20 protein-coding genes and 1 CRISPR repeat array are annotated in these 24,913 nt (G+C 38.9%); of the genes, 13 read left to right on the forward strand and 7 right to left on the reverse strand.

The annotated features are described in order from the left end of the window. Window positions 1-254 precede the first annotated feature (254 nt). Window positions 255-1,277: a CRISPR direct-repeat array (repeat unit 30 nt; unit sequence GTTTCAATACTTCCTTAGAGGGATGGAAAC). 99 nt (window positions 1,278-1,376) lie between these two features. Genes AS005_RS08680 through cas2 form a run of 7 tightly spaced genes read left to right on the forward strand, consistent with a single transcriptional unit; the run spans window position 1,377 to window position 8,438 of the window. Then, window positions 1,377-3,011: a TIGR02556 family CRISPR-associated protein gene (locus AS005_RS08680; protein WP_233186303.1), complete on the forward strand. Its 1,635-nt coding sequence runs from the start codon at window positions 1,377-1,379 to the stop codon at window positions 3,009-3,011. Further along, a complete protein-coding gene (cas7b, locus tag AS005_RS08685; protein ID WP_233186304.1) occupies window positions 2,980-3,888 on the forward strand; it encodes a type I-B CRISPR-associated protein Cas7/Csh2 in 909 nt (302 codons plus the stop codon). The genes AS005_RS08680 and cas7b overlap by 32 nt, the downstream gene beginning before the upstream one ends. 2 nt (window positions 3,889-3,890) lie before the next feature. Beyond that, window positions 3,891-4,544, forward strand: coding sequence for a type I-B CRISPR-associated protein Cas5b (cas5b, locus tag AS005_RS08690; protein WP_101511324.1), 654 nt, complete (start codon window positions 3,891-3,893; stop codon window positions 4,542-4,544). Continuing rightward, entirely contained in the window at window positions 4,508-6,712 is a 2,205-nt protein-coding gene (locus tag AS005_RS08695; RefSeq protein WP_101511325.1) for a CRISPR-associated helicase/endonuclease Cas3, read from the forward strand. Before cas5b ends, AS005_RS08695 begins: the two co-directional genes overlap by 37 nt. Beyond that, a complete protein-coding gene (cas4, locus tag AS005_RS08700; protein ID WP_101511326.1) occupies window positions 6,709-7,185 on the forward strand; it encodes a CRISPR-associated protein Cas4 in 477 nt (158 codons plus the stop codon). The genes AS005_RS08695 and cas4 overlap by 4 nt, the downstream gene beginning before the upstream one ends. Window positions 7,186-7,195: 10 nt before the next feature. Then, window positions 7,196-8,170: a type I-B CRISPR-associated endonuclease Cas1b gene (gene cas1b / locus AS005_RS08705; RefSeq protein ID WP_101511327.1), complete on the forward strand. Its 975-nt coding sequence runs from the start codon at window positions 7,196-7,198 to the stop codon at window positions 8,168-8,170. Between the two features lie 4 nt (window positions 8,171-8,174). After that, the gene (gene cas2 / locus AS005_RS08710; RefSeq protein WP_101511328.1) at window positions 8,175-8,438 is read left to right on the forward strand and encodes a CRISPR-associated endonuclease Cas2; all 264 of its coding nucleotides are present in this window, start codon (window positions 8,175-8,177) and stop codon (window positions 8,436-8,438) included. On the opposite strand, the gene AS005_RS08715 is transcribed toward cas2, so the two are convergent. Genes AS005_RS08715 through AS005_RS08730 form a run of 4 tightly spaced genes read right to left on the reverse strand, consistent with a single transcriptional unit; the run spans window position 8,435 to window position 16,441 of the window. Continuing rightward, window positions 8,435-9,841 (reverse strand): sigma-54 dependent transcriptional regulator, encoded by a 1,407-nt coding sequence (locus AS005_RS08715; protein ID WP_101511329.1) that lies wholly within the window; start codon window positions 9,839-9,841, stop codon window positions 8,435-8,437. The genes cas2 and AS005_RS08715 overlap by 4 nt on opposite strands. After that, the gene (locus AS005_RS08720; RefSeq protein ID WP_101511330.1) at window positions 9,795-10,499 is read right to left on the reverse strand and encodes a hypothetical protein; all 705 of its coding nucleotides are present in this window, start codon (window positions 10,497-10,499) and stop codon (window positions 9,795-9,797) included. The genes AS005_RS08715 and AS005_RS08720 overlap by 47 nt, the downstream gene beginning before the upstream one ends. A gap of 4 nt (window positions 10,500-10,503) precedes the next feature. Beyond that, window positions 10,504-14,229, reverse strand: a complete 3,726-nt coding sequence (locus AS005_RS08725; RefSeq protein ID WP_101511331.1) for a hypothetical protein — start codon at window positions 14,227-14,229, stop codon at window positions 10,504-10,506. Beyond that, window positions 14,216-16,441: a hypothetical protein gene (locus AS005_RS08730; RefSeq protein WP_101511332.1), complete on the reverse strand. Its 2,226-nt coding sequence runs from the start codon at window positions 16,439-16,441 to the stop codon at window positions 14,216-14,218. Before AS005_RS08730 ends, AS005_RS08725 begins: the two co-directional genes overlap by 14 nt. Window positions 16,442-16,799: 358 nt before the next feature. On the opposite strand from AS005_RS08730, the gene cas10 reads away from it, so the two are divergent. Genes cas10 through AS005_RS08760 form a run of 6 tightly spaced genes read left to right on the forward strand, consistent with a single transcriptional unit; the run spans window position 16,800 to window position 22,764 of the window. Then, on the forward strand, window positions 16,800-19,001 hold the full coding sequence (gene cas10, locus AS005_RS08735; protein ID WP_101511333.1) for a type III-A CRISPR-associated protein Cas10/Csm1: 2,202 nt from the start codon (window positions 16,800-16,802) through the stop codon (window positions 18,999-19,001). Window positions 19,002-19,004: 3 nt separating this feature from the next. Continuing rightward, entirely contained in the window at window positions 19,005-19,424 is a 420-nt protein-coding gene (gene csm2 / locus AS005_RS08740) for a type III-A CRISPR-associated protein Csm2 (RefSeq protein WP_233186305.1), read from the forward strand. A gap of 25 nt (window positions 19,425-19,449) precedes the next feature. Continuing rightward, window positions 19,450-20,217 (forward strand): type III-A CRISPR-associated RAMP protein Csm3, encoded by a 768-nt coding sequence (gene csm3 / locus AS005_RS08745; protein WP_101511334.1) that lies wholly within the window; start codon window positions 19,450-19,452, stop codon window positions 20,215-20,217. Continuing rightward, window positions 20,217-21,089 carry a type III-A CRISPR-associated RAMP protein Csm4 gene (gene csm4 / locus AS005_RS08750; RefSeq protein WP_101511335.1) on the forward strand — a complete coding sequence of 291 codons (873 nt, stop codon included), beginning with the start codon at window positions 20,217-20,219 and terminating at the stop codon, window positions 21,087-21,089. The genes csm3 and csm4 overlap by 1 nt, the downstream gene beginning before the upstream one ends. After that, window positions 21,086-22,216 (forward strand): type III-A CRISPR-associated RAMP protein Csm5, encoded by a 1,131-nt coding sequence (csm5, locus tag AS005_RS08755; protein WP_101511336.1) that lies wholly within the window; start codon window positions 21,086-21,088, stop codon window positions 22,214-22,216. The genes csm4 and csm5 overlap by 4 nt, the downstream gene beginning before the upstream one ends. After that, window positions 22,189-22,764, forward strand: coding sequence for a hypothetical protein (locus AS005_RS08760; RefSeq protein WP_101511337.1), 576 nt, complete (start codon window positions 22,189-22,191; stop codon window positions 22,762-22,764). Before csm5 ends, AS005_RS08760 begins: the two co-directional genes overlap by 28 nt. On the opposite strand, the gene AS005_RS08765 is transcribed toward AS005_RS08760, so the two are convergent. The 3 genes from AS005_RS08765 to AS005_RS08775 are packed head-to-tail and all read right to left on the reverse strand — an operon-like array spanning window position 22,746 to window position 24,369. Continuing rightward, window positions 22,746-23,567, reverse strand: a complete 822-nt coding sequence (locus tag AS005_RS08765) for a DUF5685 family protein (protein WP_101511338.1) — start codon at window positions 23,565-23,567, stop codon at window positions 22,746-22,748. The two genes, AS005_RS08760 and AS005_RS08765, sit on opposite strands and share 19 nt — an antisense overlap. Next, window positions 23,567-24,031, reverse strand: a complete 465-nt coding sequence (locus tag AS005_RS08770) for a hypothetical protein (protein ID WP_233186307.1) — start codon at window positions 24,029-24,031, stop codon at window positions 23,567-23,569. Before AS005_RS08770 ends, AS005_RS08765 begins: the two co-directional genes overlap by 1 nt. Beyond that, window positions 24,028-24,369 (reverse strand): J domain-containing protein, encoded by a 342-nt coding sequence (locus AS005_RS08775; protein ID WP_101511340.1) that lies wholly within the window; start codon window positions 24,367-24,369, stop codon window positions 24,028-24,030. Before AS005_RS08775 ends, AS005_RS08770 begins: the two co-directional genes overlap by 4 nt. Window positions 24,370-24,913: the final 544 nt, after the last annotated feature.

A 24,913-nucleotide genomic window follows, 5' to 3' on the forward strand; every position in this document is an offset into this window, starting at 1 on the left:
TGAATTGTGGAACTTTTTTGAAAGAGACCTTTTTGAACAAAAACAGCCCGTTTTAGGTGTTGATAATTCATAGTGCTTTGTATCTCTTGTGATAGGATATTCGTTTCATATTCCATTATTCAATTTTTCCATCACATACAACTTCCGGTATCATCTTTTGTTTTTGTGTCTCATCTTCCCACTTTGTCCTTTTTTTCCTTCTTCCCTTGACTTCCCACTCATCTATGTTCTATAATTTCTTACGAATCAGATGGGTTTCAATACTTCCTTAGAGGGATGGAAACCTATTTCTTCGTCCTTTTCTTCGTCCTTGGAAATAAGTTTCAATACTTCCTTAGAGGGATGGAAACTTCTTTTGTTATGATCGGTATTTCGATTTCTGATACAGTTTCAATACTTCCTTAGAGGGATGGAAACCAATTCTTCCTTCGGCAACTCCTTCGGTGTAGTAAAGTTTCAATACTTCCTTAGAGGGATGGAAACCTGCTACATCATTTTCAAGATAAAATTCCTTACCAAGTTTCAATACTTCCTTAGAGGGATGGAAACTTCAAAATGTCCTTTCCAAGTCGCTCTAAACTTGTTGTTTCAATACTTCCTTAGAGGGATGGAAACTCATAACTACTGCCTATTCTGGACCTAAATATTTCCAGTTTCAATACTTCCTTAGAGGGATGGAAACTTCATATATGTCAAATGAACTAACTATTACGTTTCTGTTTCAATACTTCCTTAGAGGGATGGAAACGGTGTCTGAAACCGGGAAGTCTATTAGGTCATCCATGTTTCAATACTTCCTTAGAGGGATGGAAACTGAGGATGGAAGATTGTTATATAAAGCTACATTGTTAGTTTCAATACTTCCTTAGAGGGATGGAAACGACTTCTTCTTCGATTTCTGCTTCTTCTTGGTGGGCGCGTTTCAATACTTCCTTAGAGGGATGGAAACCAACATATCTGTCAACACACTCTTTTTTCATAGTTGTTTCAATACTTCCTTAGAGGGATGGAAACTTCAAGTATTTTGCAAATTCCTCGATGCTTCTGCAGTTTCAATACTTCCTTAGAGGGATGGAAACAACCGTTGCAAGAGTCTTTCTGCTTCGTGTTCTCCTGTTTCAATACTTCCTTAGAGGGATGGAAACATGCTACGGATATATACATCGACACCGTTGTTCCAAGTTTCAATACTTCCTTAGAGAGATGGAAACAAGACCTTTTGCGTGTTTGACTTTGAGAACTACTACGTTTCAGTACTTCCTTAGAGGAATAGAAACACCACTCAAATCGCTTTCATCAAAGAGTTGTTACCTCCTCAGAGGAGCAAAAGTTATATTGTTGTAGGAGAAAGCGGATAGTTTGAATAAAAGGAGGTGATGAAGCTGCTTAACAAGATAATTTCTCTTGGTGAGGTTTCTGAAGTTTCCTATTCGCCTTTTGCAGAGGAAGTACCAGATGGCAAGCTGATCGCTATCAAGCTCACAAAGACTCCGGAAGGTTACAAGTTTGATGGACTAACTTTAGTGGAAAAGAATCCAGGGGGAAGAGATTCAAAAGTGTTTCTTTACAAGAGTCAAAAGGGGAATTTTTCTTTTTCCAAGGGGCCTACCGCAAAATTCATAGATAAAACATCTCCTGAGAAGACTTTTAAAATGCTCCTCGGTTTCTTCAATTATCCTACTTTGAAGGATATACATTCAGCACTCAAGAGTTCAGAAAGTAAAATACTGAGCGAACTTAGTAAAAAGATGGAGCAAGTAGACAAAAAAGAAAATGTGTTTTTAACTGTAATGGTTGATGGAAAACTACCGGCAGAAATTCCAGAAATTCTGAGAGCTTTTGATGAAAAGGAGAAAGCTGGCAAAGGAAAACCAACTGTTTGCTTCATTTGTGGCAATCGGACTGCAAATCTAAAGTTGAGCGATGTCGTGAAATTTGCCACTTTTGATAAGCCAGGATTCACTCCATATCTTTCAAAAAAAGATCCCATAAGAATCTGTCCTGCTTGTAAAGAAACTTTGATGAAAGCAAGACGATCCATAGATGAAAAACTTTCGTTTGCTTTCTTCGACGGAAGAATACTTTGGATTATTCCAGGTGGAGTTTCAGCGAATATTCTAAAGAGAATTGTGGAAAAAATTTCTCTTGAAAAAGAAGCAAATGAATCAAAGTTGCGCAGTTTCGCTCGTTTAGAACGAAGAATAGAGAGAGCTCTTTCTGAAGAAAGGGCAACTTACGACCTGGTGGTCATTGAGAAAGAACAGCAAGCGGAAAGAATAATCCTCCACTCGGAAGATGTCTCTCCCACAAGAATCAGAGAAATTTTAGAGGAGTCAGAAAGAATAGAAAATCTGATGAAAGAAGACGGTTATGAAATAAACGTAAATTTCCGTACCATTAATTCTTTCTTTGAAGACGCAAAAAATCTTTTCAATGCGCTTTTCGATGCTGTTTTCTCCGAAAGAACATTCGATAAAAAGCTCCTTATTAGATTTCTTCTATCCAAGGCGAGAAGAGATATTCTCAGGGATACAAGATACAAATCCGCCATTGAAGCCTTTGCTATTTACGTCTATTTGAAGCGCCTAAAAACTCTGAAAGGGGGGAACCATGTGGAACCCAACGGTTTCTTCTCCAAATACGCAGAATTTTTCGATGAACCTTGGAAAAAAGCCGTTTTCCTTGAAGGGGTTTTGACCGAATACTTACTGTATCTTCAGCAAACCAAAAGAAACTCGAAAGCGTTCATGAAGAAATTGAAGGGTCTCAAACTCAAGAAACAGGATGTTGAAGGATTACTTGCAGAGATCAGATCAAAGCTTGAAGCTTACGAAGGTATGAGTAAGAAAGTTGAGGAACTCTTGGAAGAAACTTCGAGATCCTTTATAGAAGCTGGTAATTGGAGAGCTTCTCCGGAGGAGATCAGTTTTGTTTTCGTTACGGGTATGTCGCTCGGAAGAATATTCTTCAAGGGGGTAGATGAGAGTGAATCCAGTGAAGAACAGGAGTGAAATTCTGTTCATCTACGATGTAAAATGGGCCAATCCTAACGGGGACCCTCTCGATGAAAACAGGCCAAGATTTGACGATGAAACATCTAAGCTTTTTGTGACAGATGTTAGACTCAAAAGAACAGTGAGGGACTATCTTGCAGACTATTACAATGAAACTTTGTGGGTTTCTGGAGAAGCGGAAGTTCCAGACAAGAGGGTAAAAACTCTCAAGATCGAAAATTTGGAAGACGCTTGTCAGAAATGTATAGACATCAGACTCTTTGGAGCGGTTATCCCCCAGAAGAAAAGCGGTGCGAGTGAAACATCGATCGTAGGACCTGTTCAGTTCAGATACGGAACCAGTCTTCACAGAGTGAAAATGATGACGGTACAGGGAACGGCTGCGTTTGCTACTTCCAGCGAATCAAAACAGAGAAGTTTCAGAGAGGATCAATTAGTGCCTTATGCGTTGATTGCTTTCTATGGTGTCGTCAATCAGCATTCGGCTGCTGTAACAAAACTCACGGAAGAAGACGTTTCAAAACTTCTCGAAGGTATGTGGATAGGTACGAAAAATCTTATCACAAGGTCTAAAATGGAGCACAATCCAAGACTCTTAATGAGGGTTGTTTACAAAGAAGGGGTGAACTATCACTGTGGAGAACTTGACTATCTCGTAAGAGTCTTGTCCGAAAAGGAAGATGAAGAGCTTAGGGATGTGAGAGAGTTAAAACTCGAGGTATCGCCTTTGGTTTCTTCGCTTGAATCCCTCAAAGAAAAGATAGAGAGAATAGAATACGCGATCGATCCCGCTTTGACCCTGTCTGTAAATGGCGAAGAAAAAACGTTTGAAAATGTGTTTTCTGAATTTCCGTTGAAGAAACTGGGGTGGTGAGAATGGAAGTAATCGTTTTCGATGTATCTGGTCCTTTTGGACTTTTCAGGAGGGGGTATACCACCACCTCCTCCTATACTCTTCCCTTTCCTCCAAGGCCCACAGTGTTGGGCCTTGTAGGATGTATCCTTGGCTACAGGGACATTCAAAGGCTTCAGAATGCGAACGTGGCTGTTCAGATAAAAAGTCCTTTGAAATTTTTGAGAATGGGGACGAATTTTGTTGAAACAAAAGACAGAGGTAGTAGGGTCAGAATAAGCCTTCAGCTTCTGAAAGAACCCCTATACAGGATCTTCTTCAGTTGGGAAGATGAAGATTTTTACAGATTGGAAAATCTTCTCAGGAATGGAGAAACGATTTTTACTCCTTATTTGGGAGTGGCCAGCTTCATAGTTAGAAGAATCGATTTTGTGGGACGATTCAAAGCCGTTCCTGTTGAGCCCCCGTGTGAGGTTCACACTGTGGCGAGAGGAGATACGAAACTTGTACCAGAACCTGGGCAATTTTTGGTTTATGAGAAAGTTACAAGACAGATGAACGAGAACAGAGAATTGATTGAAAGTGTGGTTTATGTTTTTAAAAAGGATCTATCGCCTTTGAAGGTGGAAGGGGGAGAAGTATGGAAGGTAGCGGATCAGAACATTGTCTGGATGTGATACGTTCACATGTTGATAGAAAACTCGTCGATCACCTGAAAGGTGTTGAAAAAAGAGCTTTAGAAAAGTTTGAAAGGATGAATGTACCTTGGAAAGAACTTTTTGGCTTCGAGAAGAAAACATTGAGACAATTCCTATCTCTTATTGCGACCTCTCATGATCTTGGAAAAGCTACCAAATATTTCCAAACATATTTGGATCAGGGAAAGGGACACCCGCAAAAGAAAAACCATTCGCTCTTATCTGCTCTTTTTTTCTTTCACAAATCACAAGGTCTTCCAAGCAAACTCAGAATATTCGGCTTTGAAATTGTAAGAAGACATCACGGAACTTTCGAGGGTTTTCTTTCAGAAGTGAATGAAATTTTTCTCGAGGATCAGTTGAAATCTATTCCGAGAGATTTTCTAGAAAAAAATGGGTTGGGCGATTTCAAGCTGAAGGAAACAGTGCAAGAAGTGCAAAGATGTATGGATGAGTTTTCCATCTTTGGAGACAAGAACATTGCAGATTACTTTCTCTTACATATTTTCATGTCCATACTCGTTTCTTCTGACAGGGAAGATGTTGTTTTAAGAGAAAACCCTCTTCCTCCCCTTCCTCCTTACGATCTCACAAAAATTGAAAGCTATTTATCTCGTATGGAGAGAAAAAGTAAAATAGACGAGCTCAGGGATGCTTTCCAGAGGGAAATAAAGGAGTATAAGTTAGAATCTCCAGGTGTGTACGCAATAAGTGCTCCAACAGGTATAGGAAAGACCATCGGGAATTTGATCTTTGCGGGTAAACTCGTGTCGGATAAGACCACCATAATCTACTCGTTGCCCTTTATCAACATAATCGAACAGACCGTGGAAAGGATTCAGGATATTTTTGAAACCAACGATCCTTTCTTTGTCATGCCGTTTCACCATCTGGCAGAACAAAAGTTTTCTGAAGAATATTCTGAAGTGGAAGACTTGTTGATCGATCTATGGCATTCGAGGATCGTAGTTACCACCTTTGTCTCCCTTCTTGAATCGCTGATCACTTTCAAAAAAATTCCATTTTTCTACAAATTACCAAATTCAGTTCTGATACTAGATGAAGTACAGGCCATTCCTTATGAGTACTGGGCTATTGTTGAGAATGTTTTGGAATTTCTCTCTAAGTTGGGAACTACCATTGTTCTCTCTACAGCAACGAAACCTGCTCTCTTGAAAGATGCAAAAGAGGTACTCGCGAATAAGTCCTTCTATTTTTCTAAACTGAACAGAGTCGCTCTCAGAGTGGAAAACGAAATGACTTTCAATGAATTTAAAGAATTCATCGAGGAAAAATTGAAAGATGGAAAGAAGACACTTATTATCACGAACACGATAAGGGAAGCAGAAGAAGTATACGATTCTCTGAAGGAAATGGGTTTAGGGATATGTTTCCTCTCTTCGAGAGTGGTACCCAAGGATCGTTCGAAACGTATTAAAAAAATAAGTGAATATGATGTTTGCGTTTCTACGCAAGTAGTTGAAGCAGGAGTCGATATCTCTTTTGAGAGAGTGATAAGAGATATTGCCCCCATCGATAGCATCGTTCAGGCTTCGGGGAGATGTAACAGACATTTTGAGCATGAAAGAGGGGAAGTGATAGTAGTTCCGGTAAAAGATGACAGAGGGATTTTCTTCTCCAAATACGTTTACGGCACCTTTTTGACGGAAGTTTCGAAGAGTTTTTTAGAACGAAGAAAATTCATGGAAGAGAAAGATTTTCTCGGGATGGTAGAAGCTTATTTTGAGGAAATAAGAAGATTAGGGGATCCAGACAAAAAAGACCTGTTGAGACATTTTCGAGACTTGAACTTTTCAAAGCTTAAGGAGTTTCAGCTTATTGCTCCAGAACCGACTGTTCCCTTCCTTGTCTTAGTTGATGAAGGCGCAGAAAGTGTATATGAAACCTTCAGAGAAGAATGGGAAAAAATATCAGAGAAAAAATCGGGAAAGTGGGAAAAATTCAATCTTGCTAAAGTGTTTTTCAAGAAATTGACACCTTACATAGTGAACGCTCGTGTTGAAAGCGATGAGTCATATCCCGAAATTTTCCTCGGTATGATCGTTATTCCGAAGAACCTTTTACGAAACTGGTATGACCCTATCAAAGGCTTGAGAACGAAGAGTTCCAAGGAAGTGGTAATTTGATCTCAGGGACAATCATATTAAGTTATGTGAACTGCGAAAGACAAGCTTGGCTCATGTCGAGAAATGTTGTTCCAGATCAGAGTAATCCCTATTTGGAACTAGGAAGATTTATCCATGAAGAATACAATTCTGGTCTCACACTTCCAGGAATGAAAGTAGATGTTCTCTTTGAGAAGAATGGCATGAGGATCGTTGGAGAAGTTAAAAAGTCTTCTGCATCTGTGAAAGGAGCAAGATACCAGCTTCTTTATTACTTAATGAGGCTCGAAGAGGAAGGTCTGAAAGCCAGAGGAGAAATCATTATTCCCAACGAAGACAAGAGAATACCTGTTGAGTTAGACGAAGAAAGCAGGAAAGAACTAAGGAACATCATTGTTCAAATTCATGAAGTTCTGTCGAAGGATATCCCACCGTCTCCTTCCAGGAAGAGTATCTGCAGAAAGTGTGGATACGAGCTTTTTTGTTTTTCATGAGGTGGTGACAATGGAGAGTGTTTATATTTTTTCAAGTGGAAGATTGAGGAGAAAGTCGAACACCCTATGTGTGGAAAGCGAAGGGGGAAAAAAATATATTCCCGTTGAGAATATCTTGGATATAAAGATTTTCGGTGAAGTGGACTTCAACAAAAGATTACTAGAGTTTCTTACACAGAAAAGAATCATTCTTCACTTTTTTAACAGAGAAGGTTATTATGTTGGCACTTACTATCCAAGGGAGTTTCTCAACAGTGGATTTCTCATACTGAGGCAGGTTGAGCACTTTCTCGATCATAAAAAAAGAATATCCATTGCTAGGAGTATAGTAATGGGTTCTTTAAATTCGATGATGAGTTTTTTGAAAGATAATAAAGTTGAGTATCGAAAATTAAAAGAGCTTTCAGAGAATCTAGAGAGTGTTAACACAGTTGAACAGCTCATGGCCATCGAAGGCAATGCAAGGGAAGAGTACTACAGCTTACTTGACAGTCTTGTAGACGAAGAAGCGTTCAGAATCAAAAAACGAACGAGAAGGCCTCCCCAGAACTATGCAAACACGTTATTAAGCTTTGGAAACTCTCTTTTGTATACAACCGTACTGAGTTTGATTTATCAAACTCATCTCGATCCAAGAGTAGGATACTTACACGAAACGAATTTTAGAAGATTCACTTTGAATCTTGACGTCGCAGAACTCTTTAAACCTCTGATAATAGACAAGATTGTAATATCGATGATTCGATTGAAAAGGATTCAAAAAAGGCATTTCAACAAGATATCAAATGGTTTGATGTTGAACGATGAGGGAAAAAAACTTTTCCTATCGGAATACGAGAAATTCTTGAGAAAAACAGTTCATCATAAGAAAATGAACCGTTATGTGTCTTTCAGAGGTCTGATCAAAATGGAACTTCACAGATTGGAGAAGCATCTCGTAGGAGAGCAGAATTACTCGGCTTTTTCAACTTCAATGTGGAGTTGACAAAATGTACATAATTATGGTTTATGACGTGAACGAAAAAAGGGTGGCAAAAATTCTTAAAGTTGCTAGGAAGTATTTAAACTGGGTTCAAAACTCCGTCCTCGAAGGAGAGATCTCTCCGGGAAAATTCGAGAAATTAAAGATGGAAGTAAAACGTCTTATTGACAAAAACGAAGATTCCGTTAGATTTTACATTACGGACTCTTCGAAATTTTTCAAACTGGAGAAGATGGGGCGGGACAAATCGGAGATCGGTATCTTCTATTAAATTTCGAGATCACGTTCAAGAATGATGTTTCTCTTGGCCATTTTTGCTTTTATAAGGGCGTTGTTCAGAATTTCCTCAAGCTCCCTGAAGTTGCCGGGATAGTCGTGTTTTTCTAATTTCTCGATTGCTTTCAAGCTTATATATTCAACTTCGCCGGTATTGTGTGGAGAAGTGGTCAAAACGAAACTGATCAACAGTCTGAAATCAGATTTTCTTTCATTCAAAGAGGGCAATTTTATTCTGAAGAGAAATCTCCTGTAAAGATCTGCTCTGAACAATTTTTTATCGATTGCTTCCAAAAGATCTTTGTTTGTTGCAGCTATGACTACGGTTGGAGCAAGGAAAGTTTCTAACAGACCAACGGGTCTCACTCTCCAGTCGTCAAGGTAAAGGAGCAACTTTGCTTGAGTTTTTGAGTCTATCTCCGCGATCTCATCTAAGAAGACAACGCCTCCTGCCTTGCTTAAAAATATCCCTGGATAGTCTTTGGCATCTGTATACGATCCTTCGGAGGAACCAAAAAGCTCAGTTTCAACCCATTCTTCCACGTTCAATACAGAAACCCTTGAGAAAAACTCGTTGAAATCTAGTTCTTTGATGAATCTTCTGGCCGTTTCGAACAAACTTTCCGCTATTATTCTTGCGAGAAGACTCTTTCCTGATCCAGTTGGTCCTTCTATCAAAATAGAAGGTACGACTCTGAAGCCTCTATCCTTGAATTTTTCTTCGATTTTTTTGAAGTCGTTCCAATTATGTTTGTTAGAAGATTTCCATTTTTTCAATATTTCCAAGCGCTCTTTTAACACTTCGACCATTTCTATCTCTTTGTAGATTCTTTTCAACTCCGAGACGATGTATCTAATTTTCTCTGCCGTTTTTTGCATGGACGGATCTAGAAAGAGACTCACGAATTTCTCTTTTATTTTTCCTTCTTTCTTCTTGCTCATTACATCTTTGTATTTCCAATCTATCCTCTTCCTCAGATCCTTCTCATTGGAGTCTTCCATAATGAGTTCTCTTATAGTTTCTTTTACTTTTGCTTCAAATCGTCCTTTTTCTTCGTACTCCACTGTGAAGTTTTTCTTGGAAAAAACTCCAGCTATTGGAAAATCAAGTAGTTTGTCTATAACCGAGGAGGGGACAGATTTCTCAACGAAGAACAAAATTTTGTCTACATCTTTTTTATTCAAAGAATCTAAAAATTCGATATTATCAACTATCAAAAGTGTTTTATCCACTCTTTGATCAAGGTTTTCTAGAATTTCCGCGTTTGCAAGTTCTGGTTTTTCAAGCTCTTTTGCAACATTAACCGTAAGATTCACCACGATTTCTTTCACCACGTTTTCCAACTCTTTGTCATTCATGTAGATTCGAATACCCACTTTCGATTTTTTTCTTGACAATCTTCATCACCTCTCGTTTTTCTCTTACGTTCAGAGAAATTCCTCTCTCTTTTATGAATTCCTCAAAAATTTTTTCCAGTTTCTCATAAAAGGTGTTTGGATAATTGTCTTTTATAAATTTTATCTTGTTCTTCTGCTCTTCTAGAAAATTTACCGCAACTTCCTCCGCGTTTGGTTTCTCTTTCTTAGGCCTTCCTCCTGAAGTTGTGAAATAACTCAATGAAATTGTTTGAGACTTTTCTCTTACGGTTACTCCGAACTTTTTCAAGTTGGTTCTGGAGGATCCCTTAGAGGAAATTGTTCCTTTAATTTCCTCGAGTGTTTTTCCTTCGTTCAATTTTTGTACCACTTGGTTCATTATCTCGATCATGGTCCTATTCATAGGGTTTCTCGTAGGAAAGAAACTGTATCCTTCTTCTGTTTTCAGAATGAATCCTATCGATTGAAGGGGACGTTCGTATCCTATGGTCTCCAAGTTATACTCGAGCTCTTTTAGGGAGGACGTTTCCCTTTCATCGTCCCAATCTGTGTCTTCTGGTTCTACCACCAGACTGTTGTCCAGTGAATCGTAAACGTCCGGTCCGATGCTTCTCGTTTTTCGTTCTTGGGATCGCTTTTGTATTTGTTCTTCTTTTCTTCTCCTTTCTCGTCCGGGCATCTTTTCACCTCCTTAAGTCGTAAGCGGAGAAGAGATAGGTTCTGGGATGGGTTTCAATGTAGAACTTTCCGAGTTCCGCTGCTTTCACTATGTTGTAACCGTTTCTGTAACTTATTGCCGTGAGAAAACCTCTCTTTTCCAGATTTTTTTTGGTACTCTCTTTTGGTTTCGTGCTGTGAGAGAGTTCGTTTATTAATTTCCTCTTTCCTTTTTTCAATGCCCAGAAAAGCATCTCAAAGTAGATGAATCTAACATCCAGGTAGTCAATGATACCCTTCTTTTTATTCTGGAGAGCGAGCATTTCGCGAATATCTTGGTCTTTGACCATCACCAGTTTCTTCACGAAGCTCATGAAATCAGGGGAATTCTCTATGGAGTCGAAAATATACTTTTTTATCATCGCCATATTAAATGGTTTTCCTGTTCCACCGGTGTGAAAGGTTTCCATTGAAAGTTGTGTGCCTCTTTCTCCTAAAGTATGTCCTGCATAGATTCCTACGAACTTTATGTCTATTAATCGGGAAGTGGCTGGATCGAGACCGAAAGCTCTCTGAGTAAACGTGTCATTGGTGCTGTTCTCAGCGATTGGAGAGGCGATTCTCAAATCTCTGGGATGGATTTTCAGCGTTTCTAAATCTTCCTCTCCTAAAAATTTTCGATTATCAATGTCGTAACGACCCAAAAGTGCATTTTCTAGGAGCTCCCTCTCCGCAAGCCATCGAATATCGTTAGCGGTGTATATAAGTACCCCCTCGTTTTCATTGTTTTCCTTGATTTTTATATCTCCCATTATTTCAACGAGCTCTCTGGTGAATTCTCCCGCCTTGGCAACGTGGAGTTTTTTGTCCATGAGAGTCCTTCTTGCCCTTTTGGATATGTAATCTAGGTATTCATCTAGTTCTAAACCGTTGAGGAAGTTTCCTTTCAAATTGTCTACTCTTTCTTCGAGTTGTTTATAGTGTTTCTCGTTCCCTCTACATTTCGTTTCTTTGATGATTTTGTAGCTACCATCGTTTTTTTCTATCTCGTACACGGTCAAAGTTAGATTTTTCTCCGTAGCTTTTTCAAGGGATGCTTTGAGTTCATTTAATGCTTTCTCGAAACCTCCCTCGAGGATCTTCTTCGATAAGTACTTTTGTGCTTCTTTTTTGTTTCGGGCTTTACCGAGGAGATACAGACCGTACACGAAATCCTGATCTATGCTCAAGGCGAGTGAACCGTTTCCGGGGGTAAAGGGAAGATTGGCGATGGTCATCTTTTCTAGCTCTGGTGATTGTCGGATGGGATAGTAAACCGCCATCGTGTCGCCGTCGAAGTCTGCATTGAAAGCTTTACATGAGAGTATTGGAAAACCTATTGCCCATTCTTCCCAAAATTTGAACTTAAAAGCGAGAATGTTATGTTTGTGCAGAGAAGGTTGTCTGTTCAGGAGAACATACTTTCCTTCTGCAAGCTGATTCATTTCTTCGATCGAAAGGTTTTCATTGTTGAAAAAGGCCCTCCCGAATTCTGCGGGTAAATAGACGGTATCGGGCGGCAAATCCGGAGCAGGTACGATAACGCTTCTACCAGAATAAAAAAGTCTTCTTGATACCATTGCACTTCTTATGTACCCTTCTTTCTTGAACAATTTTTTGAATTGATTCGTCTTGTCACGACTGAGTGTCATCAGGAAATCGTTGAACTCTTCACTTTCTATCTTTGCCATTCTCTCAGCGGACACTAGTCTCACGCCGTTTGTCTCGACTTTGTAAACAAAATCAACGTTACCCAAAACGTTTATGAATATGTTGAGAGCTTTGTTCAAATTTGGTGTAGGATCTCTACCGTTGTTATTGCATTTCCTGAAGATTTCAAGAGTGTCAAAAGCGTTGTGCTCAAGAAGAGTCCAAAATTCCATTTCCCCTATCTTTTGCCCACCTTTTCTTTTTCTTCCTTTGAAAGGTTGGAACGTTATAGGGCTAATCGGTGCCTCTTTGCCTATTACGTGAATCTTATCCCCAACGCTGTGATCTAGTCTCACTAAATACTGGTATCCTGCAAGTGCTTTGATCTCCTTCCCATCGAATTGCACTCGGTATCTCCCTAGATCATCCGCTCCAATCTTTTTTAATTCTTCGAGGATTCGCTGTCTTTCTTTCCGAGAGAATCTATAGTTAATATCGAAAGTGTCAGGATATTTTCCCTCCAAAACCAAGGGAGATATCATTGTTTCATAAAGTTGGCCGAGGTTCATCCTTGTGATAACACCAAGGGGGCTCAATAACGCTTCCGCTCTCTCCCACTGACCGTTCATGTAAACTTTTGGCATCATTTCATCGGGCAGTATTTTACTAACAACACCTTTGTTTCCATATCTTCCCATTAACTTGTCTCCAATCTTCAAGGGTTTCTCTACACGAAGTGTGAATACCACTTCAATTTCGTTTTCTCCTTTCGTCTGTCTTTTAAATTGATATTTTGGGGGTAGGATTTTAAAATCCACGACGGTGGCCTCATAATAGCCTTCGTACTTCCTTTCGATGGGTGCTCCTTTTGGCGCGCCATCTTCGTAGTTTTCCAAACGAACTATGATGTCTCCTCTTTTGATTCTTTCTCCTCTTTTCACGAGAACCTTCACTTTCGTTCTCAGTTCGTTTGGTCCTTTCTTTTTCTTTTTCGAAGCACGCCAAATGTATTCAACTTCGTTCTTTTGGCTGTAGTTCAACTCGGTGGGAAATGTTCCGAAAAATTTCACAGAGTACTTCTCTTCTACAGCTGAAAAAAGTTTTTTAGCTAGTGACTCGCTGACGACAATTCCATCCTCGAAATTCAACCCTTTGTAAAGCATGTAAACTACAAAGGCATTGACTCCAACACTCAAGCTTTTCGGGGTTTTCACAATGGGAGGTTCAGGATTTTCAATAGGCATAGCTTGTTTGAGGTTCTTTGACCCCATGAGAACGCGGGCGCCATCCGAGTGGAGGATGAAGGGAATCTGTGCGGTGGCAAGGCTGAAGAGTTCTCCTTTTTCTATAGAAAGAGTTTTGGGATTGTATACGGCATTTTCCACCATGGATAGGACGAGACCTATTTTTTCTGATTCAGGTGTTTCAAAAAGGTCCAATTTTCCTTTGTGTGAGGGATGAGGCAATCTCATCGTTTCAGGGACTTTCTCCCTTGGATAGACAACCTTCTTCATGAAGAAATTCGCCTCAATGGGATTGAATTCCTCCCAATTTTGAAAAATGGGAAGTTTCACACCATAACGTTTTGATCTGGTGGAAAAGACTGGACAGAATATGGCTCCCTTTTTTCCGTAAAGTTCGTTCAGTTTGGTTTGTAGAGATTCCTTATTTCTTTTGGAGGTGAGGTGATAAAAAATCGTGACGGCGACCGCGAAGAGATAACCCGGAGCAACTCTGAGTTTTTCGAGGTCCATGAATCTTGGTTTTTCTTCTGTTTCTTCATCCTCGTCTTCATCTGTTCCCTCTTGAAGAAAATACGGCTCTATTACGTAAGGAGTGAAGAGTTTCTCACCCAAAACTTTGTAGACATTTTCGTGCTCTGGAAAGAGGAGTGGAAAGTGTAATGTAAGATCATTGCTTTTCAGTTCAACTATGTAGGAAGAATCGCCTTCTACTTTTGACACAGGTGTTAGGTTCACAGTATCAACTTGTGCATTAAATTTATTCGAGAAATGTTTCAAAAGGTTTTTGACAACTTCCAAAGAGAAATCAATTCCTTTCATTTATTATCACCTCTATCTCAAAATCATCCTTCAGATGAGATCTCTTGTGTTCTTCTTCTATATCTTCTTTTATTTTTTGGAGTTCGTCCTTCATATTGAAACTCGGATTTGGGAAGATCTTTATAAACAATGTGTTATTTCGAAACATAACCGGCATGATAGAGCTTACAGCTCTATGTTTGTTGAAGTGAACAAATTGTCTCGCCTTGAAGGCAATTTTGGACACTATTTCCGCTTCTGAGGATTTCAGGAAACGTTCTATGTCTTTTTCTGCCGCTTCATACAAAACTTTTTCCAACTCTTTGGCTTTACTTTCTATTTCTTTGGCAACGTTTTTATCCGATGAGAGAATCTTATCTTTCAGTGAGAAGATGTCTTTGAGAAGTTGCTCTATCTTCTTTGCGTCTCCGTGAGGAATGCTCAATTTCTTTCCTTCGATCTTTTTCTGTAGATAAGAAATCTCGTTTGCCGTTCTTTCCACTCTCATTTTTTGATAGCTATCCGTTATCACCCTGTCTGCTTGAACATCGAGTCCGTCTATGAACTGAAGCCATTTTGCAGCTCTCACTGTCACTTCCTGCAGATTTTCGTCGGTTATTTTGTTTAATACAACTTCCACCAGTGGATTTGTATCTAGATTGAAGATCTTCATAAGTCTTTTTTCTTCCATAAAATCATCTTCGATCGGAAGGTTTCTTCTATGATATCTGCATATGAGTTTTACTGCTTCGACAATTTCTTTGGTTTTCTCTTTGAATATGTCTCTCAAAGATTTGCTTTCGCTATCGAACGGCTTTTCTTCTGCTAGTACGTTGTATTCACCACTTTCTATGAGACTCACGGTGAGTTCGCTATGAAGATCCCTTATCAGGGGTGGGAAACCTTCGAGAATGTATTCCCTGTTTTTTACCTTTAAAATTGGATAGACGTGTCCCAAATCGTGTACATATATCGAGATACCAAGAAGAAACAGAAACAGATCAAGATAACTTATACCATCGATGTATTCTTGATCCGGATTTTTCAAGTTGGCGAATCGATTCAGACCCATGACTCTCATTGTATGATAAGCAAGATTCATGAGTCTTCTACTGTGTCTCTGAGAATGCTCAACCGTTTCTGGTATTTGGTCACCTATCCACATGTGGGTCCATCTCTTCTTCACACCGCTTTCGAGGTAACTCTTAAGCTCTTCGTTGTCCAGTACTTCTATATACTTTCCTCCATAGTCGAAGGGCACATCTCTTTTTTCATGATAGAGCCTCTCGATCTCTTCTAGAGGATAATAAGAGGTTTTGCCATCTAAGTAAATACCTTGCAACTCTTCTGTGATCTCCAAAAAGCTTGATTTTCCTGATTTCAAAGCTTTTATCTGTGGCATGATCTCATCCAGGTAAGAATAATTCCAGTCGAGTCCAAAGGAGGGAATCTCCAAAATATTGTTGCTTTTTTCAAAGGTGTAGAAACCGCTCTTTTTGAAGTAGAGCATCATAATTGTCAAAAGAGAAGTAATGATCTTGTATGAAGATGTAGCGTTGATGATAGTAGTTTTTTTCGTCCTTGAAATGATCTTCTGCAAAGTCCTCCACAATTCCGTGAACAGCACACTGTACGTTTCCTCTCTGTTAGGATAGAATTCTATGTGTTCTATTTCGATCTTCTCTACATTAAAATAACTTCTAAAGGAGTGCTCGAGAAATACAAGATGTTTGTAGCGTTCCTCCTTACCTTCGTTGGGTGTTCCTATGATCACGATTTCATCAACTACAAATCCCTTTTCTATTACTCCGGTTAACAGACTTTCTTCGGGTGATAAATTCTTTTTTCCAGCTTCTTTCATCGATCGAATTCTTTTTACCTTTTCGAGATAAAAATCAGATGAATTGAGTATTTCTTTTATTTTTTCAAGATAGAGTAATCTCTCATTGTCATTTCTTTTATTTAGAATGTTTATTCCTGCAGGACAGATCATCAATGCGGGGCTTTTGAGAAAGTTTTTAGTTATTCTAATGGCTTCCAGAAGATTTATGTTTTCGAACAATACTTCGTGATTTTCATAGACGATTGTTACGTTGACTTTTTCACTCACATCATCTAAAGGAGCGCTTTCAAACGAAAGAGAAAAACCCAATTTTGGATCGTAGTGTATTTCCAATTGTCGGTTGTCAGGGAATTTCAGAAAAGCTATTTTCGGAAACGAATCAATGGACAAAGTATCCCCTCCCTTGAATTCATTCTAACCCAACATTGGTTAATCTTTCAACTTAATTCGGAAAGTGTACTTAAAAACATGGAGAGACGATGAATTACCGAAAAATATCAGGAGAAATGTATCGTTGTAAGGAAAGTGTACATATAAATTTGGGGATAAAGTTAGGTGAATGGTTCGAATTTCAATTGTCATCAAGAACAAATCACGCTTCACTTTCGTCAAAAGATATTTTTGAAACAAGTTTGTTGTGATGTATAATTTATTCAGAATTCCCACCTTTTCCTCTATTTCAATCCATCCTTAAAGGAATTCTTCCCCACCTGCCGAAGTAATCCTCAAATGAGGAGGTGAGTTTTCTTTGAGTGATCCAAACAGAGAGAAGTTGGTCATTGGTTCTCTCGTGCACGATATTGGAAAGTTAGTACGCAGAGCAAGATTTAGCCAAGAATCCCATCAGTTAGCCGGTTACGATTTCACCAGCAAAGTGAGAGCTTTCGCCGAATACCAAGATTTTATTCACTATCACCATGAAAGAGAACTCAAAGAATCAAGAAACAGTAAAGAACACGAACTTATCTGGTACACATGTCTTGCGGACAATTTTTCCAGTAAGGAGAGAATGACCACAGGAAGTGAGTTCAGAGAAAACCGGAGAATGGAAAATGTACTCTCCAAGATACCGGAAGACGAAAGAGACGGTAAGAAAACATATTTCCCTGTTGTTCCAACACCTCAACTGAAAGAAGCAACAACGGAGATGATAGAGACCGAAGAAAACTACCGAGCCCTTTATGAAGCTCTCGTCGAGGATGCTAAAAAAATCCCGATAACACCAGATGATGTGAATTTTCTTTTCTACAAATACCTTTCTTTTATGCCACAGGAGACAAGAAGTGATGGTGAAATGGATATTTCCCTTTACGATCACTTGAAAGTAACCGCTATGCTCGCACTCTGTATGTACGATTATGCCAAAGAAAACAACTTGTCCTTTGAGACTTACCAAGATCTAAAGAAATTTTTTGGAAAAGAAAATGTTAAACCTTTCCTCCTGGTTGGTGGGGATGTATCAGGGATTCAAAAGTTTATTTCTAACGTTTCTTCAAAAGGTGCTCTCAGATCTTTCAGAGGGAGAAGTTTCTTTATAGAAATTCTCCAAGAGGTTGTGGTTGATGAGATCCTCACTAGGACAGGTTTCTACAGAACGAACGTACATTTCATTGGAGGAGGCCATTTCTACCTGGTTTTATCTAACACCGAGAAGGTGAAAAAGATCCTCAATGACATTCAAAGGGATATCAACAAGTGGTTGAAGGAAAAGAACTTGGGACTTCATCTTGTTACGGAATACGAAGAGTTTTCTGTCGAAGATATAGAAGATATGTCTTCAGTCTTCTCGACTCTTACAAAAAAGCTAAGACTTCGAAAGCTTCGAATGTTCTCAAACGAGGAACTAGAAGAATTGTTTCCAAATGATATAACTAGTCTGGAGAAAGTTGGAAATTTCACTTGTAAAGTTTGTGGAAGCAGAGTAGAGAAACTCTTTCCTATTAGAGAGTGGGAAGAGGAAGAAGAGATAGCCTGTGAGTTTTGCAAAGAGATGTACGAATTAGGAAAGGAACTTATGAAAAGATCTAATTTGTATCTCGTTGAGAAAAAGGACGGAAAATTCGAAATCTTTAGAAAACGTTTTGATTTCTCTGACAAACTTGAAAAAGGTTTCAGCTACAAGATAAGGAATATCTATGATTTCCAGGAAGATGAAAAGAATGTAAGGAGAATTCAGGTGGTCACGTATTTTAAACACCAGGAGTTAGACAAGATCGCTCAAGAAGCTCCTGGGGAGAAAATAGCAAGCCTGCTTGTCGATGTGGATAATCTTGGAAACATCTTCGGGAAAGGTCTCAGAGTGAAAACACTTTCCAGATACAGTACTCTTTCGAGACTCATGAATTTCTTCTTCAAAGAACGAGTGGCGAACATTGTGGAAGGAAAAAATTTGACAGTGATTTACTCCGGTGGCGATGATCTCTATCTCATCGGTGGTTGGAACGATGTTCTCGATGTAGCAAAGGAAATGAGAGAAGAATTTTCGAAATTTACGATGAACGATTCGATCACCTTTTCGGCTGGATACGTTATCGTTGACAAAAAAACGAGCATGGCTCTCATCAGAGAAATGTCTGAAAGGGCTGAACAATCTGCAAAAGAGAATGGAAAAGACAGCATATCGTTTTCTAATGGTGATTACTTGGCTGTCAAATGGAAGCAGTTCTTTGAAATGTACAACTTGTACACAACTTTGAGAAAGCTCGTGCCAAATGTTGACAGAAGTATCATCAGGAAAGCTTTAAACCTGACTTTGAAATACAGAAAAGAAGAAGATTCTCCCCTCAACAGAGCATATCTTTCTTACATAGAGGCAAGAGAAAACAACGAAGCAGATAAAAGGGTAGCTGCTCTGACGAAGGAAAATCTTGAGAAAATAGGAGAACCTGCTTTGAACGTGATTCTTCAGTTTGTTGATCTTCTTTCGAGAAAGTTTCATAAGGAGGGATGAAGCGTGAGTTTGGAGAAGGAGAACATTTCTCTCAAAAAGGATGTTAAAGAACTCGTGAGAGAAGCTGAAAGGCTGAGTCAAGAACTTAAAAAGTTGAAATTGAATACGACTCAACTCAGGAAGTTTCACGGTTATTTGACCAAGATCTGGAGTAAATACATCTACAGAAAGAATGAATACTCAGATCATCCAGAGGTATTCAGAAAAGAAATATTGGATGATATCCACTTCATGAAAATATTTCTTGCCTATCAAGTAGGAAGGGGGCAATCAGGGGTGGAAAAGTTGAAAGAAACATTGGAGCCGTTAATAGATGAAATAGAAAATGGAAAAGATTTTGAAAAGTTCAAGAAATTCTATGATGCGATAGTCGCTTATCACAAGTTTTATTTATCAAAGGAGAATTCCGAAGAAGATAAATAAATGAGAAATCAAGGAGGGATGTGAAGTGAACAGACCGATTCTGGGAAAGTACATAATAAAAGGGAAAATCGTTTTGAAAACAGGTTTGAGAATAGGCGGCCAAGAACTTGGAATAAACATCGGAGGACTCGACAATCCCGTCATCAAAAATCCTCTCACTGGAGAGCCTTACATTCCAGGTAGTTCTCTCAAAGGAAAGATGAGAAGTTTGCTGGAGAGACTTTTCCAATTGGATTTGAGGGTAATTAATGAAGAAAAGGAAATAAGAATTCATGAATGTGGTGACAAGAATTGTAAGGTTTGTAGAGTCTTTGGGTCTTCCTTAAAGGATAGTGATAATATCCCTGCTCGTCTTTTGGTGAGAGACGCATTCCTCACGGAAGATTCAAGAAAAAAGCTCGAGAGCATGGAAACTGATCTTCCCTACACGGAGTGGAAGATGGAGAATGTTCTTGACAGAGTGACTTGCAGTGCTGAACCACGAAGTTTTGAAAGAGTCCCAGCGGGTGCAGAATTTGAATTCGAAATGGTCTACACTGCAGAAAACAAAGATCATGTGGAAGAAGATTTGAAAAACATAGTCGCTGCTCTTGAATTGATTGAAGATGACTACCTTGGTGGAAGCGGGAGCAGAGGATACGGAAAGGTGGAATTCAAGATAGAAAAAGTGATATTCAAGGATGCTGACTATTATCTAGGAAATGGCAAACCCGTTGAAAAAGACTTCGAGAAAGAAGGCAAAACGACTGTGAAAGATTTCGAAGCCTACATTTCCGAAATAACGAAAGGGTGATGAAAGTGCGCCTTCTTGTGAGGTTGAAATTCAAAAGTGGTTTCAGGGTGGGAAGGGGGGATGAGACTGATTCCACCCTTTCCACCATTCATTCTGATACAATCTACGGGGCCATCGTTTACCATGCTTTCAAATGGTCTGATGAAGCAGAACTGTTCGCAAAGAATTTGAAAGTTTCATCTCTTCTTTTCGAGAAAGATGGTCGCCTTCTTGTTCCAAAACCTTTGATTTTCAACACCTACACGTACGAAGGGACCGATTTGAATCCTAAGGAACTAAAAAACGTCGGATATGCTTTCTTGGACAAGTTGAACGATTGTAACAGTTTTGAAAAGGCAATGGAGGCGATCTGTCGAGAATCGCCTATAAAGATTTCAAAGATACCGAGAAACACCTTGGACAGAATCACCAATTCTTCAAACCTCTATTTTATTGAAGTTGCTTTTGTGAAGAAAGAATTCACACCAGTTATCTTGGCAGAATTTCCGGATCAGTATGAAGACCTTTTCAAAACCGCCGTTAAATCGTCGGGAGACAGTGGAATAGGTGCTGATTCAACGTACGGATACGGACTCTTCGAAGCGGATTTTGAAGAGTATCCTGAGCTCCCCAAGAAGGGACAGTACAGTCTTTCTTTGTCGTTGTTTGTACCAACACTGGAAGAAAGAGAAAAACTGAACGATGGATTCTACAAAGTGATAAAAAGAAGAGGTGTGAAAAAAGACAGGATGGAAGTGAAAAGGGAGATTTTCTACGTTCAAGAAGGCTCCGTTTTCCCTTTCGAACCAAAGGGTCGTGGGGTGTTGAAGATAGAGGACTATTTCGTTCAAACTTCTCCAATTTGTGTTGCATTCGGTGGTGATATGTCATGAAGATTGTTCTTAAGAATGTCACTCCTCTTCATATAGGAACTGGAGATAAGTACCCTCTTTGTCAACTTCTCGTTTTAAGCGAAAGGAACGGAAAAAGAAAAATCGCTGTGAGGTTGAAAACACAAACTCTTTCTAAAGTTTTCAGTAAACATCCTGACCTTTTCGAAAAAATTTTTCAACCACTTAATCTAACAAAAAAAGAAATAGCGGAGATCCAGGACGGTTTTCTCTACGAAGTTAGTATTTATTCCAAAAAAAGAACAGGGAGAATATTAGAGATTATTCACCATCCTGATGGAAGTGTGTACATACCAGGAAGTTCCCTGAAGGGAGCTATCAGGCTTGCTTTGACGTGGTATGTGTTGAAGAATCATCCGGAATACCTTGAGAAGTTCAAAAAGATAGTTGAGGACGATATAGCAGAGAATAGGAAAAAGAAAAAGAAATCCGAGAGGAAAAAATTCATTAAAACTAGAGAATTCTTAAACAGCATCTTCAGGATTAATAACGACATGCACAGTGATTATTTCCGATTTTTGAGAATTTCCGATTCTAGCAGAGTGTATACTCGCGTTGTTGTTCACGATGTTGGAGTCTTCTATGTTGAACGAACCAACAAGAATCCATTGTTATTCCCCGCTGAATTTGTTCCGTTGAACAGGACTTTCGAGTTTGACGTGAAATTCGCAAAGGAAGAGTACGAAAACTTCGCTGGAAGATATCGTGTAAATCTACCCGACAACGTTGAGGATATTCTAAAGATCGTGAATGATTTCTACACGGAAGTATTTAACTTTGAAAGGGAGCGATTCAGAAAAGCCAAGGAAAATTTCAAAGGAATAGACATTTCAAAGATAGAAGAAAGATTCGGAGAAATAGAAGAGCACAAGGAGAAAAATATCCTTGTACACATAGGTTATGGTGGAGGCCTCATGGCGAATTCTTTGTTCATCTTACTCGACGAAGAAACCCGAAAGAGAGTGAGAAACTTGATAAAAGAACATGGGGATAGCGAAGCACCATTGACAAGAAGATACCTAGTTCAAAAGGTAGAAAACAATGAATACAAATTGATATCTCCCATAGGCTGGTGTGTATTATGTTTGGAAGATTCCCCATCTACGTAGAAGAAGAGTTGAGTTCTGAGGAAGAAAAATGGGGATTTGTACTTTCAAAAGTCAGGTCCATCGATTCGGGTGTAGCTTCTTTTCTAGAGGAGGCACCAGACGGCACACTCCGAATAATAGGACCTTTCAAGGCGAGGAAAGGATACGCACTTGTTCTTTCCTCGCCTTTTCCTCCTATTTTTCGTTTCCTTGTCCTCAATATCCCAACGGTGTTGAAAGCCGTTGTGAAACCTGGAAAGGCATACGTTGAGATTCTCGAGAAAAAAGATCTTTTCGAAAAACCTGGATTATTCATTTTGAAGGTAAAAAGATCTGGAGTTTTTTCAATTAATCAATTGAAGAGAGACATGAGAATATTCTTAGGTGAAACAATCGATCCGCTCTTTATTCCGATTTCTATGAAGACCTCGAAAGGTGGTCTCCTTGTAACTCTGAAGACCTTGAATCCTGAAACGACAGCACTTGTTAAATTTTCAAGATTCGTCGGTGTAGGAGAAAATCGAAAGTTTGGTTGCGGAGATGTAGAAATTTACAAATTAATAGAATGATTGATCCCGCAGTTGCAAGCATTCTTTTCGAGGATTCTTTTCGTGGTTAGAGGAATTCCAAGGTACACAATGTTATCAAGAATCGGCTTGTTTTTCTTTATTTCTAAAAGGTCATACGCTTTCCAAATCTCATCAATGTGGTTTTCTAGGTATATCTTGGCAACCTTTCTGGCCTCTTCTAAATTTCCTTTTGATTCCTCCACGAGGGGATTAAATGTCTTCTTTCTTTTGTCCTTTTCAAAATCATCCAAGGCGTCGATCACATAGAGCCACTTGCCAAGGTTTAACCCTAGATAGTAGAGAATTTTCTTGTTATTCTCATCGTGAACCGTTGCTATCAAGATTTTTCCCATTATTTGGCCTTGTTTTTCAGCTAAGATTTCGAAGTTGGATTTTGTCTTTTCAAGATCGTAAAATTCTCTGAAAAGCTCCGAAATTTCTGGGTTTCCTTTCAAAAGACTCATTATCAGAAGGTAAAAAAGATTCCTCTTGTCGAGATAATTGTCTCTCATTTTCTCATGGAGCAAAGCTACAAATATGCGAGCGGTATTATCTATTTCTTTAGAACGATAGAAGTCTATTCTTTTCATGGCAAAGACACAAAAAGATCTTGCTTTCTCTGGTTTTGTTTTCTTTAGACTGTCCAAAAGAAGAGCCAAAGATGCTGCTTCGTAGGTGAGAAGAAGTCTTGGAACTATGGAGTATTTTTTGAGAGATCGACAAACTCCGCAATAATATCTTTTAAACTCTTCGTATTCTCTTACCTTGAGTTCGCATTTAACGGGTTTTATATAACCGAACATCACTTTCTCTCCTTCACGAAACTAATAAGATAGTTGATCATTCTGTTGTATAAATAGTCATAGATGAAAAACGCTACTTGTAATCCCGCTATTCCGAACACGTAGAGTATTGGGGGAACATTTGGAAAGCTCACATTGAAAAATTTCACAGCAACCATTGAAAGTATGAAGAACGAAGCGTTCAAATATGCGAACCTAGTAATAAGAGATCTTTTTCTGAAGAATGTGTAAAAAGACAAAGCCAAAAAAACGAGTACATACCCAGGATTGGGGACAATTAAGAAGGAAAGAATGCCGATTGCAGCAATTAAAGAAATGGCACTCTTCCCGAACATTTCTACTAAAAGACCAACGAAAACGCTACACAACGCAGCGAAAAAGAATTTGCTTTTGGTGAAATTTCCTACGTAAAGCAAGAGAATAACGAGTGATGATACAAGTCCTCCATAGGAAATTTTCTTCACATGCAAGGGATGCAATCACCCCCACAGGCTTCACAACATGTATCTACACACCACGCGCATCCAAGACAAGCTAATATATCTCGACACTCGTCATTACTTCTGTATCCCAGAGAGTAAGAAAAGAGTTCATGTCTTTCTCTCCTGTTGGAGAGTTCCTCTTTCTCGATCAACATATGATAAGCTCTGTTTATCTCTTTCATTTTTTCTTCTGCTATATCTTTCAAAGGATGATCTTTGTATCTGTCTGGATGATATTTTTTCACCAATTCCTTATACGCCTTTTCTATTTCCTCTTTAGAAGAACCTGGCTTCACTCCAAGAATTTCGTAAGGATCCATAGATTGACCACCCCCGAGAAATATGCTGTACATTAGAATATTATCATCCAGAGTGCCAAAAGATCAATTGTTAGTTGAAACATTATTAGGATATAAGATAATTATTTTATTCACTAAACCTCTATTTGTTCCAATCATTCACAAGCTTAGGTATTGCGGAAAGGGTGGTGAGGAGAGGCATACAGAGTATGCAATTACCGGTAACAGGAGTGTTTTATGCCATTTTCGAAAAGTAAAGTATGCAATGAAAAAAGAATAATTGTGTGAACTAAAACATATGAAGAAGTGAATATAGTGATCATAATATCTGAAAAACAACTCTCGAAGAGAAAAGAGACATTTCAATTTAACACAATAATGTGAAACTTCTTTCTTGATCTTGTGAATTGTGGAACTTTTTTGAAAGAGACCTTTTTGAACAAAAACAGCCTGTTTTAGGTGTTGATAATTCATAGTGTTTTGTATCTCTTGTGATAGGATATTCGCTTCGTATTCCATTATTCAATTTTGCCATCACATACAACTTCCGGTATCATCTTTTGTT

The sequence above is a fragment of the Thermotoga sp. KOL6 genome (genome assembly GCF_002866025.1).
Lineage (GTDB): Bacteria > Thermotogota > Thermotogae > Thermotogales > Thermotogaceae > Thermotoga.